General features: G+C 34.1%; 9 protein-coding genes and 1 other annotated feature. All 9 genes read left to right on the forward strand.

Translation table 11 applies throughout. The annotated features are described in order from the left end of the window. Positions 1–34 precede the first annotated feature (34 nt). The 9 genes from LKE46_RS05130 to LKE46_RS05170 all read left to right on the forward strand — a co-directional run bounded on the left by LKE46_RS05130 (position 35) and on the right by LKE46_RS05170 (position 13,012). Entirely contained in the window at positions 35–1,195 is a 1,161-nt protein-coding gene (locus LKE46_RS05130) for a methyl-accepting chemotaxis protein (protein ID WP_291719045.1), read from the forward strand. Positions 1,196–1,342: 147 nt separating this feature from the next. After that, a complete protein-coding gene (gene htpG / locus LKE46_RS05135; RefSeq protein WP_291719047.1) occupies positions 1,343–3,217 on the forward strand; it encodes a molecular chaperone HtpG in 1,875 nt (624 codons plus the stop codon). A gap of 91 nt (positions 3,218–3,308) precedes the next feature. Beyond that, the gene (locus LKE46_RS05140; RefSeq protein ID WP_291719049.1) at positions 3,309–4,202 is read left to right on the forward strand and encodes a deoxyribonuclease IV; all 894 of its coding nucleotides are present in this window, start codon (positions 3,309–3,311) and stop codon (positions 4,200–4,202) included. Between the two features lie 15 nt (positions 4,203–4,217). Then, positions 4,218–5,675 (forward strand): cell wall-binding repeat-containing protein, encoded by a 1,458-nt coding sequence (locus tag LKE46_RS05145; RefSeq protein WP_291719051.1) that lies wholly within the window; start codon positions 4,218–4,220, stop codon positions 5,673–5,675. A gap of 180 nt (positions 5,676–5,855) precedes the next feature. After that, entirely contained in the window at positions 5,856–8,429 is a 2,574-nt protein-coding gene (locus tag LKE46_RS05150; protein ID WP_291719053.1) for an N-6 DNA methylase, read from the forward strand. A 43-nt stretch (positions 8,430–8,472) separates the two neighbouring features. Then, entirely contained in the window at positions 8,473–9,420 is a 948-nt protein-coding gene (locus LKE46_RS05155) for an AEC family transporter (RefSeq protein WP_291719055.1), read from the forward strand. A gap of 59 nt (positions 9,421–9,479) precedes the next feature. Continuing rightward, positions 9,480–9,681: a binding site (T-box leader), on the forward strand. Positions 9,682–9,732: 51 nt separating this feature from the next. Continuing rightward, a complete protein-coding gene (locus tag LKE46_RS05160) occupies positions 9,733–11,112 on the forward strand; it encodes an FAD-binding oxidoreductase (protein ID WP_291719057.1) in 1,380 nt (459 codons plus the stop codon). A gap of 205 nt (positions 11,113–11,317) precedes the next feature. After that, positions 11,318–11,515 carry a cold-shock protein gene (locus LKE46_RS05165; RefSeq protein WP_291719058.1) on the forward strand — a complete coding sequence of 66 codons (198 nt, stop codon included), beginning with the start codon at positions 11,318–11,320 and terminating at the stop codon, positions 11,513–11,515. Positions 11,516–11,719: 204 nt separating this feature from the next. Further along, a complete protein-coding gene (locus LKE46_RS05170; protein WP_291719059.1) occupies positions 11,720–13,012 on the forward strand; it encodes a phenylacetate--CoA ligase family protein in 1,293 nt (430 codons plus the stop codon). Positions 13,013–13,020 lie beyond the last annotated feature (8 nt).

The raw sequence follows: 13,020 nt of genomic DNA on the forward strand, positions 1-13,020 counted from the left end.
TAGTCAGCTTATAGTTTAAAGGAGTGGATTTAAGATGAATTTAACGAAAAAAGCAGTGATATCTATTTTTTTGATTGTCATGATACCTCTGGCAATTTTCTCGGCAGCTGTATTTAATCAAGTTTCAGTATCTATAATTTCAATAATGCTTGCAATAGGAATTGTTTTCAGTATAATAGGATCTGTTTTGTTTTCAAAGAAATTTTTACCGTCAAATACGGTACAGGAAAATTTGGATGAAGACACATCTACCCATTTGGAAGATTTGAGAGATGAGTGGACTTCGTTGGTAAACAGAATAGGCGAAGAAATAAGCAGTGTGAAGACTTTTATGATTGAGCTGGAAAAGAATCTGAATGAATCCACAGGAGCAATAGAAAACGTATCTGCAAGTTTGGAGGAAAATTCAGCATCTGCAGAAGAAATAGCAGCATCTTCGGGTGAAATGGGCAATGCCGTGAAAGATATAGCAAACAAGGCGGGAGAAGGTGCAAAATTTGCAGAGGAATTTTCCGAGGAGGGAAAGAAACTCCAGAAATCAACCAAGGAATCCCGTGACAGATCAACTCAGATTTATACAAAGATAAGGCAGGATATAGAAAGTGCAATAGAAGACAGTAAATCCGTAAATGAAATAAACAAGCTTACGGAAGCAATAATTGATATAACTGAACAGACAAATCTGCTGGCCTTGAATGCATCCATAGAGGCTGCAAGGGCAGGAGAAGCTGGAAGGGGATTTTCAGTAGTTGCGGATGAAGTAAAGGAACTGGCAAAACAGTCCGGAGAAACTGCGGGAAATATAAAGACAATAGTCGATTCGGTAGTAGACTCTGTAAAAAGGCTGGTGGATGGTTCACAAAGTGCATTGAGTTACATAGCTACGGAAGTTACACAGGATTATGATAAATTCGAGGGTGCTTCATCAAAGTATATGGAGGATGCCGGTACAATAAATGAATTTATGAACAACTTCAGTGCTTCATCCCAGGAATTGAAGTCATTTATTGATGGAATAGTAAAAGTTATAAATGAAATGGCACAAACCTTTACGGACAGTGCAGGCAATATGCAGGGAATATCTGAAAAAAACAGCAAATTACTTGACAGTTTGAATAATATCAAAAATGAGCTTGATGAAATGAGCAAGACAGGAGAGAAAATTTCACAAATTACAGAAAAAGCCGCTGAATAGTCTTGACAAAGATGAAATAATTGCTAAAATAAAATTAGCACTCAATTATGTGAAGTGCTAACAGAGATGTGATAATAAATAAACCATGCTGACCTAAAAAGACAAGCGTGGTTTTATTATATTTCTATATTGAAAGGAAATGATAGAATGGCTACAAAACAATTTAAAGCGGAATCAAAGAGACTGCTTGACTTAATGATTAATTCTATTTACACAAACAGAGAGATATTCTTGAGAGAGCTCATATCAAATGCAAGCGATGCAATCGACAAAAGCTACTATCGTTCACTTGTAGATGAAAATGTAAATTTCAACAAGGATGACTTTTATATTAGGATCTCGCTTGACAAGGACAAGAGGACATTTACAATTACAGATACAGGTATAGGCATGACAAAGGAGGAACTTGAAAATAACCTGGGGACAATCGCAAAGAGCGGATCACTGGCATTCAAGAATGAGAATGAAATAAAAGATGGAGTGGATATAATAGGCCAGTTTGGAGTTGGATTCTATTCGGCTTTCATGGTATCCGACCAGGTAACTGTAAAGAGCCGTGCACTTGATTCAGATACGGCGTATAAATGGGAATCAAGTGGCGTGGAAGGCTATGAGATAGAGCCTTGTGAAAAAGAAACCGTAGGTACTGAGATTATATTGAAAATCAAGGAAAATACTGAAGATGAAAAATACGATGAATTCCTGGACCAGTACAAAATTCAATCGCTGATTAAAAAATATTCAGATTTTATAAAATATCCTATAAAGATGATGGTAAAAAAGAGCAGACCTAAAAAGGACAATGACAAGGAATATGAAGATTATTTTGAAGATGAGACTTTAAACAGTATGGTTCCTATTTGGAGAAAGAATAAAAATGAGTTGAAACCTGAAGACTACGAGCAGTTTTACAAGGATAAACATTTTGGATATGAGAAACCGCTTAAGGTTATACACTCCAAGGCTGAAGGTCTTGTTAGCTATACTACGCTGCTCTTTATTCCGGCAAAGGCACCTTATGATTTTTATACCAAGGAATTTGAAAAGGGATTGGAGCTATATTCGAACGGTGTTCTGATAATGGAGAAATGCGCTGACCTGCTGCCGGATTATTTCAGTTTTGTCCAGGGGCTGGTTGATTCAGCGGATCTTTCCCTGAATATTTCAAGGGAACTTCTCCAACATGACAGACAGCTCAAATTTATTGCAAAGAAAATAAAGGATAAAATAAAGGGCGAGCTTCTCCTCATGATGAAAAATGACAGGGACAAATATATTGAGTTTTACAACAGCTTTGGAAAACAGCTGAAATATGGTGTTTATTCGGAATTTGGAGCCAACAAGGATGTACTTCAGGACCTGCTTATGTTCTATTCTTCTACTGAAAAGAAGCTTGTAAGTTTAGATGAATATGTTTCCCGTATGAAGGAAGACCAGAAATATATATATTATGCAGCTGGTGAGAACATAGAAAAAATCGAAAAACTTCCACAAACTGAGCTTGTTAAAGACAAAAACTTTGAAATACTCTACTTTACTGACGATGTAGATGAATTTGCAATTAAAATGCTGATGAAATACAAGGATAAAGAATTCAAATCAGTTTCAAGCAAGGATTTGGGATTTGACTCAGACGACAAGGAAAGCAAGAAGGAAACTGAAGAGAACAAGGAGCTGTTTGATTTCATGAAGGATGTCTTGAAGGACAAAGTCAAGGAAGTCAGGGCGTCAAATAGATTGAAGACTCATCCTGTCTGCCTTGCAAATGAAGGGGATCTTTCTATTGAAATGGAGAAGGTACTCAATATGATGCCAAATAATCAAAATATCAAGGCTGACAAGATACTTGAGATAAACACGAATCATGAGATGTTCAAAGCCATAAAGAAAGCATTTGAAGAAGACAAGGAAAAATTGAAAATGTACTCAAATCTGCTGTATAACCAGGCACTTTTGATTGAAGGTCTCCCTGTAGAAGATCCGGTACAATTTGCAAATGATGTATGCTGTTTAATCAAATAACGATACTGTAGTAAAAAAATGAAAGCCAGAGAGGATATTATACTCATCTGGCTTTATTATTTGGTATAATTAAAATACAGGAGATGATTATTTGAAAATAGGTTCACATGTTTCTATGAATGGGAATAAAATGCTTTTAGGCTCTGTTGAAGAGGCTGTCTCATATGGTGCAAATACATTCATGGTTTATACTGGAGCACCCCAGAATACTTTTAGAAAACCTCTGGATCAACTCAGGATTGACGAGGCTGTAAAGGAGATGGATATACATGGAGTTTCAGAGATAGTTGTGCATGCACCTTATATAATAAATATGGGAAATAGTATAAAACCTGCTACCTTTGAGCTTGGAATCAATTTTTTAAGACAGGAGATAGATAGGACTGCAGCTATGAAAAAGGCAGGAAATATAGTACTTCATCCCGGTGCACATGTGGGTGCAGGGGTTGATATGGGTATAAAACAGATTATAAAGGGACTCAATGAAGTCATTACAAAAGACCAGAAGGTTAATATAGCTCTGGAAACCATGGCTGGAAAAGGCTCGGAATGTGGAAAGAGCTTCGATGAAATAGCAAAGATAATAGATGGAGTGAAGTACAACGAAAAACTTTCTGTATGCCTTGATACCTGTCATATAAATGATTCAGGATATGATATAGTAAATGATTTTGACGGAGTATTGAATGAATTTGACAAAATAATTGGAATCGACAGGTTGAAGGTTATTCATCTCAATGACAGTAAAAATCCGCGTGGCTCCAGAAAAGACAGACATGAAATGATTGGCTTTGGAAGTATAGGATTTGATGTACTGTGCTATATTGCAAATCATAAAGATTTGAAAAATATACCAAAGATATTGGAAACACCATATCTTTCAAATGATAAAGGAATTAAGAAACCTCCGTATAAATATGAGATTGATATGCTCAAGTCAGGAACATTCAATGGAAATATAAAACAGGACATATTTAAAAATTAAGTGGAGGTAATAACAATGAAAAAGATTATAGCTGTAATTATGCTGATATGTTTAATTGCAGGAGTTTCCGGATCGGTATATGCCGAAGGTGATTATTCTGTAAGCAGAATATATGGAAAAGACAGATATGAAACTTCGCAGAATATAGCATATCAATTCGGCAGTGAAAAACTGGAGAATGTAATTGTAGCCAGTGGAACTGATTTCCCGGATGCATTATCTGGCTCCCTATTGTCAAAAAAACTGAATGCACCTATTCTTCTTGCTGGAAAGGATACGGCATCCCATGAAAGTGTCATGAATTTTATAAAGGACAGACTTAACCTTGATGGAACTGTATATATATTGGGAGGGGAAGCTTCGGTAGATAAAAATTTTTATGACAGCTTGAAGGCTGCTGGATATAAAAATGTAAGAAGATTAGGCGGAATTGATAGATTTGAAACAAATTCAATGATTGTGGATTCCATGAATGTGGAGAAAGGAAAGCCGGTAATTTTTGTCAATGGATTGAATTTCCCGGATGCTCTGAGCGTGTCGAGTATTGCAGCTTCAAAGTCATATCCAATTATTATGTCCAGCTCTGAAAAATTGTATGGAACAACGAAGGATATATTAAAGAAAATACTCCCCGACAAAATATATGTTGTAGGAGGAACAGGTGTTATAAATAACGGACTTATTGATGAACTGAAAGCGACCCTGCCTGCTTTGACGGAGGATGAAATAATAAGGATCGGGGGAGAAAACAGATATGCCACGTCTTTAAACTTGTGCAGATATTTTAACCTGGATTCTGATACTGCGATTATTGCAGGCGGCAATAATTTTGCCGATGCATTGTCAGGAAGCGCATTGGCTGCTAAAATGAATTCTCCTATAATATTGACGGATGATAAGGATATATATGAACAGAGGCAATATCTTGATGATTCAAATTATAAAAAATTTATTTTACTCGGTGGTACTGGTGCTATAAGTGAAGGAATTGAAAGTGATTTAAAGAGCAGGTTTTATATTTCTGACGGGAGTGCTAAAGCATTGTTGACAGATGGAGAAAATGCCATCAAGGATTTGCTCGATATTGAAGTGGATGGTAATTCGTATATTGATATTTCAGGGATAAGTTATGCGCCTTTAAAAGACAATACTGGTGTAAATTCCATTTACAATTACTTGAATTCAAATTATGGGCTCAATAAATATTATACTGACAGCTATATAAATAATTTTATAAGCTTTGAATTCAAGAATATAAATGGAAGGACATACATGAGATATGGTAATCCTGAGTCGGCAGTGGTGCTTGATAACTGCAGGATTATAGATAAGAGGTACGATGATAATGAAGTATATATGACTATCAGAGGTTACAATTATACTCCAGAAGATACTGTGGATATAGATGCTGTATTAATTTATAATGGCAATAAATGGCTCATAGAAAAATTCAACAACTGGGGTATAGAATAAAGGCTGAGGGGAATGAAAAAAATAAATCTGATTTTAGAATTAAGGGAGATCCATAAAGTATTATTTGAATTCTATAGAAAAACATCTGATTGTAAGTATGGTAATGATTTTTATGATAGGGCCGCGTATTCTCTGCTGAATAAAATATTATTTGTACGGATATGTGAGGATAAGGGCTTTATGAAAAATATGGAAGTTAATACAGTCATCAATTCTACACTGGCGGAATTGATTGAACTTGCTTTTAACTGTAAGGAAGGATCCTGCGGCAATATAATTTTATATAGTGAAGAAGAGTATGAATTTCTCAATCCCGTATGTGGAGATCCATGTTTTGATTATTTCAATGATATTTGTAATGATATTATGGGAAGGTTGAATTCAGACAGATTTAACTTTAAAAATACAGATGAAAATATTCTTGGAGATGTTTATCAGGAGTTCATGGATAAAAATTCCCGCAGAGCTGCAGGACAGTTTTATACACCTGGGTTTATTATAGAGTATATGCTGAAGAAGACAGTTGGTGAAGCAGATGTTCTGGAAAATCCTTTTGTAAATTTAGCTGATATTTCCTGTGGTTCAGGACATTTTTTAATTAGGGCCTATGACATTCTGAAAAAAAAATTTTTAGACAATCTTGAAAATTTAAGAGAAAGGTATGGTAAAAAAATTTATGTTATCAGGGGAAATAGATCGGAAAAACGACTACAGGGAAGTCAATACTGGGTAGAGAAAAATGTCCATTATCATATATTGAAATATTGTATTTATGGTGCTGATATAGATAGTTTTGCAGTACAATTGACAAGGATAAATCTGCTTTTGAAGGATTCTGACAACTTTACGGATAAACTGAATATAGTTCAGTGTGACAGTCTCGTAAGGTGGGAAACGGTAAAAAAGCGAATTTTGCCGTTGTTTGATTTCTGGAATACCAGGTTTGATTATGTAGTTGGAAATCCTCCTTATGTGGGGCATAAGCAACTGGATATAAAATATAAGAAATGGTTATTTAACAATTATGGAGAAGTCTTTAAAGACAAGTCAGATTTATCCTTTTGCTTTTTTTGCAGGATAAGAGAAGTTTTGAATATAAAAGGAAAAGCTGCTGTAATCACATCGAGATACTTTATGGAAAGTCCTACTGGAAAAAATTTAAGACAGTATTTGAAAAATAAGAGCATTATTTTTGAGATAGTAGATTTTTATGGAGCAGAAATTTTTGAAGGAGCGGGAGTTGCAGCTTCCATATATATTTTTGGAAATGATAGAAGTAAAAATAGCAAAGAGAATAAAATACAGGTAAACAAATTGCTGAAAGATACTTTTGTATTTGATGATCAGGCTGACCTTGAAAATACGATGAAAACTGATCTGTTTGAAAGTTTCCATATAAGTCAGCACATTCTGGGGGATGAACGATGGATTTTAATACCGGAAAATCAATATGAAATATATAGAAAGATTATAGATGGTACAAGTTACAGACTTAGAGATATTGCTGATAGTTTTCAGGGAGTGATAACGGGATGCGATAGAGCATTTGTAGTATCCAATGAAAATATTGCCAGGAATAAAATTGAAGAAGAATTGATAAAAAAGTGGATAAAAAACAGCAATATAAAAAAATATAGAGTATTGAACAGTGATTTGAATCTAATTTACTCAGATTTGATAGAGAATGAACAAGATTATAGTAACAGTCTGAAATTTATCGAAAATTATGTTCATAAATTAAAAAATAGGAGGGAATGTAGAAAAGGAGTTAGAAAATGGTACCAGCTTCAATGGGGAAGAGATCATAGACTATTTGAACAGAAGAAAATTGTCTTTTCATATAAGGGAAAAAACAATAAATTTGCTCTGGATTCAGACAATTCGTATTGTAGTGCAGATGTGTATTCATTGGTACTTAAGAATGAATTTAAAAATAAAGCTTCACTTGAGTACTTGACTGGAGTCCTGAATTCAAGTATATATGAATTCTATTTTAAGCTGTTTGCAAAAAAAATGGGTAAAGGTATATATGACTACTATCCAAATTCAGTTATGGATTTAAGAGTGACATTGAACTCTAACATAGAGAAGTCGGTAAGTGAAAAAGTAGAACAAATATTGAAAAATTTCTCTTTTATGAAAGATGCAAATATTGATGAAATATTGAAAGAGGATAATTTAGCAACAGGGTACTTCAAGATAAAATTTAATAATATAAGACTAAAAAAAAGAATTTACTTTTTGGAAAAAGAAATTGACAAAGTACTTGGGGACTTTTTTTGCCTAAATGACGAAGATTTTGATACAATAAAGAAAGTACTTGATTTACCGGAATCGGAAGGCGAAGTATTTTTGTCGGAACAGGAGAGTATCTATTACAAGTATATTCATATGAATGGAGGATATAGAAAAGCGGATTTGGGAGAGCTGATGAACATATTACTTATATATATAAGACAAAAATCCATTAAAATTTTGAAGGAAAATAAAAGGCCTATTTCACTTTGGGACATAAAAGAAAGATTTGAAAAAGAATTATTTGGATTTGAAAAGATAATTGATGTATTTAAAATTACTGATATTAAAACATCATCAGAGGAAGTTATAAAAAAATCTCTGAATAATGATTCATATACATGGAATGCCTATATGAAAGATAAAGAAAAGCATAAAACCAGAAAAACTTTTGTAAAATACTGTAAAAATAATTATTATGGCCTATCGGAATGGGGGAAGATCAATGATTATAAATAATATAACCTATGAAAGAAATACTTGGAAGAATAAAAACTAAAAGATGGATAGTCTCATATACAGTTTGAATGCCACAATGCCTGTATTTTTCGTTATTGTAATTGGATATATATTGAGATGTATAGGAATGCTCAATGAAGGTTTTATAGAGGCAGCCAACAAATTCAACTTTAAAGTTACCCTTCCAATACTTTTGTGTACTGATATAGGCAAGACGAACATAGCTGAAAATTTTGATGGAAGATACATATTGTTTTGTGCAGTAGTTACATCTATTTGTTTCTGGTCCATATGGTTTTTTACTAAAAAATTCATGAAAGATAAGAATATGACAGGAGCTTTTGTACAGGCTTCATTTCGTGGTAGTGCGTCAATTATGGGGATTGCATTTATCCAGAATATTTATGGAAATTCAGGAATGGCACCTATGATGATGATAGGAGCTGTACCTCTTTACAATATATATTCTGTTATAGTACTTACTTTTGAAGGCAGGGATATGGAGGGCAAAAATGTCAACATAAAAAGAACCTGCATAAATATTGTTACGAATCCAATTATTATTGGAATATTTCTTGGAATGGTTGTATCATTGCTGAAGATTCATTTACCCATGATGATGGACAAAACTTTGCAGAACTTTGCGGCTATGGCATCACCTCTGGCGCTAGTTACAATTGGAGCCGGATTTGAGGGAAGAAAAGCGCTTGCAAAAATAAAGCCAACCATGATAGCTTCAGTTATAAAACTTGTTGTTCAGGCTGCTATATTCTTGCCCGTGGCAGCATACTTTGGATTTAGAGATCAGAAGCTTGTTGCTTTGATTATTATGCTCGCTTCTCCGACTACAGTCAGCTGTTATATTATGGCAAAAAGCATGGATAATGATGATATACTGACTTCCAGTATAATTGTCGTTACTACACTTCTTTCTGCATTTACTCTTACTTTCTGGATCTTCTTGATGAAGATTATGGGACTTGTTGTATAGCGTGCTGTTAATACTATATTGACATATTGTTAAAATTATAGTAAACTTTTTTACAAAAGATAAATGCTGTGACGGGAATAAGTAGGTATATTTTTGATTGAAAAGAGAATGGGAAATGTGGTGAGAGCCCATATTATATATTGAAATTCATCCTTGAGCTGTAAGCTGAAACAGTAGTAGGCAGATCCGGTTTTAAGACCGTTATGTAAGATCAAGTAAATAATTGGGTGGTACCGCGACAGATCATGTTTCGCCCCGGCAGACATGGTCTGTTTTTTTGTATTTATTGTAAATAAAAGGGAGAGATATTAGTTGGAAAATGAAGTTGCAGAAAATCTAAAAAATATTTCAGGTAGTGACTGGGTAATAAATGATCTATCACAGATGAGGAGCTATCTTTATGATGAAACTGAACCGCTTATACGTCCGCAGGCATCAGAAGATTGTGTAGTAGTAAAACCTGGTTCACCTGAAGAGATATCTAAAATACTGAAATATGCAAATGATAAATTGATACCTGTAATTGCAAGAGGGGGAGGTACGGGAGTCGTAGGAGGTTCCATACCAACCGGGCAGAGTATAATATTGTCTCTGGAGAGATTGAACAAACTTGTGGAACTCGATGAGAAAAATTTAATGATAACTATTGAAGCTGGTGCTACTCTGTCAGATTTGCTTGAAATATTGAATAAACAGAGCAAACTGTTTTTCCCGATACATCCTGGAGATGAAGGGGCACAGATCGGAGGCATGGTTGTAACAAATGCGGGAGGATCGGGAGCTGTAAAACATGGCATTATGAGAAATCATGTAAAAGCCCTGGAAGTAGTACTGCCTACAGGAGAAATAGTTACTCTTGGAGGAAAATTACTTAAAAACAATATGGGATATGATCTAATGAATATGATTATAGGAAGTGAGGGAACACTCGGGGTTGTTACAAAAGTAACACTGAGGCTGTATGCAAAGAGCAGACATACGGGAACACTTATAGTAGCCTTTGACAGCAGAAGAAATGCAGCAGATGTAGTGCCTGAAATACTCCAGGAGGGAATTACACCGAGAGCAATAGAGTATATGGACAGATCTGTGACTGAAAAATCTGCTGAAGATCTTGATATGATATGGCAGTTAAAAAAAGGATCTGTAGATCTTATGTTTATAATCGATGCAGCTGATGAAGATGAACTTTACAACAACAGTGAAAAGATCGTTGAAATATGTGAAAAACATAATGCTCTTGACAGTGTTATAGCAGAAACTGCCAGGGAGCAGAGAGATATTCTTGAAATAAGGAGTAACGTATACGCTCCGTTTAGAGATAAAGTATCGGATGGATTGGACATGGCAGTTCCACCTTCATCTGTTCCGGATTTTTTAGATGACCTCACGAGACTTGCTGAAAAGTATAATACGTCTATTCCATCTGTAGGACATATAGCAGATGGTAATGTCCATAATTTCATTTTAAGTGACAATGGGAAACTGCCATCTTATTATGAAGAGCTTAAAGAGGAAATGTATAAAACTGCGATAAAATACGGTGGTACTATAACTGCAGAACATGGTACAGGAAAAACAAAGAAGAAACATATGTATTTACAATTTTCACCAAGAGAAATAGATATTATGAGGGCAGTCAAAAAGGCATTTGATCCAAATGAAATTTTAAATCCAGGTACTATAATATAATTTCAGTGAAAATTTTTTGATTAAATTACTTGATTTATAATTAAAAAAGTTATATAATCTAAATAAAGCTTAAATGAACCGTAAATAATTTAAACACAGATATATATTTCAATTAGCACTATTATAAAGTATGTTAAGTTCGAAATTTTATTGTGTATTATTGCAGAGAGTTTAAGGAAAATAAAATTTCGGAGGTATGAATTAAATGAGTGGTACAGTAAAATGGTTTAATGGAGAAAAAGGATATGGATTTATTACAGGAGAAGATGGAAAAGATGTTTTTGCACATTTCTCTCAGATAAATGCAGATGGTTATAAAACTCTTGAAGAAGGTCAAAAAGTTTCCTATGATGTAGTTCAGGGACAAAAGGGACCTCAAGCTGAAAATATAACTATTCTCTAATTGAATATTGAAATTACTGGATATTTTAGTCCTTCGGGTAGCAGTTACTTCCCGGAGGATTTTTTATGTGTAAATAGAAAAATAGTATTATTATGCTTTTTATTATATTATTAAAAAATATATTATAAAACTCTAAATTAATCAAAACTATGGTCGATAATTACTATGGAGAAAATATATGTAATTTATAAGGAGAAAATAGTTATGGATAATGTAAAAGAACAAAGTACTAGAGAAAATATTTTTAATATTCAAACATATAGGCTGAGAAATATTGTTAAGTATGCTTATGAGAATGTTCCATTTTACAGACAGAAATTTGATGCAATAGGATTGCTGCCGGAAGACATAAAATCACTTGAAGATGTCAAGTTCATTCCATTTACAACAAAACAGGATTTAAGAAATAACTATCCATATGGAATGTTTGCTGCACCTATGGATAAAATTGTAAGGATACATGCTTCCTCCGGAACAACAGGGACACAAACTATAGTTGGATATACGAAAAAGGACATTGCAATGTGGTCTGGTATAATAGCCGATACCCTGAGAAGATATGGGGTAACAAAAAATGATATAGTCCAAATTTCATATGGATATGGATTGTTTACTGGAGGACTTGGAATCCACTATGGTGTAGAAAATCTTGGAGCTTCCGTTATACCAATGTCTGGTGGCAATACTGAAAAACAGATATTGACCATGAAAAATTTTGGCGTAACAGTACTTGCATGCACTCCATCTTATGCACTGCATATATATGACACAATGGTAAAAATGGGAATATCACCTGAAGATCTCAATCTTAGAATCGGTGTTTTTGGAGCAGAACCATGGTCTGATGAGATGAGAAATGATATTGAAAAAAAGTTTAAATTTAAAGCATATGATATATACGGATTAAGTGAAGTTATGGGACCTGGAGTGGCTGGTGAATGCTGTTTGCAAAATGGGCTCCATATAAATGAGGAATATTTTCTACCTGAAGTAATTGACCCGGCAACTTTAAGAAATACTGAGCACGGTGAAGAAGGAGAACTTGTTTTTACAACATTGCTAAAAGAAGGACTTCCTATTTTAAGATATAGGACAAGGGATATATCCTCCATTGAATACGATGAATGTGAATGTGGATGCCCGTTTGTCAGGATGAAAAGGATATGCGGAAGAAGTGATGATATGATGATTATAAGAGGAGTTAATGTATATCCTATACAAATTGAAAAAGTGCTTTTGAGTTTCAAACAACTCTCACCTAATTATATGTTGACTATAGATAGAAAAAACAATCTTGATCAGCTGATAATTTCAATAGAGCTTCGTGAAAGTCTACAAGCTTATGGAAGAGAAAATTTATCTCAGTTGCATAAAAATATCAATACAAAGCTGCATAATATGCTGCAGATATACTGCAATATAGACTTGCTCAATCCTGGAACTATAACTAGAAGTGAAGGAAAAGCTAAAAGGATATTTGATAGAAGGGCAATATAAAAAAAGAA

Source organism: Clostridium sp., assembly GCF_022482905.1.
Lineage (GTDB): Bacteria > Bacillota > Clostridia > Clostridiales > Clostridiaceae > Clostridium_B.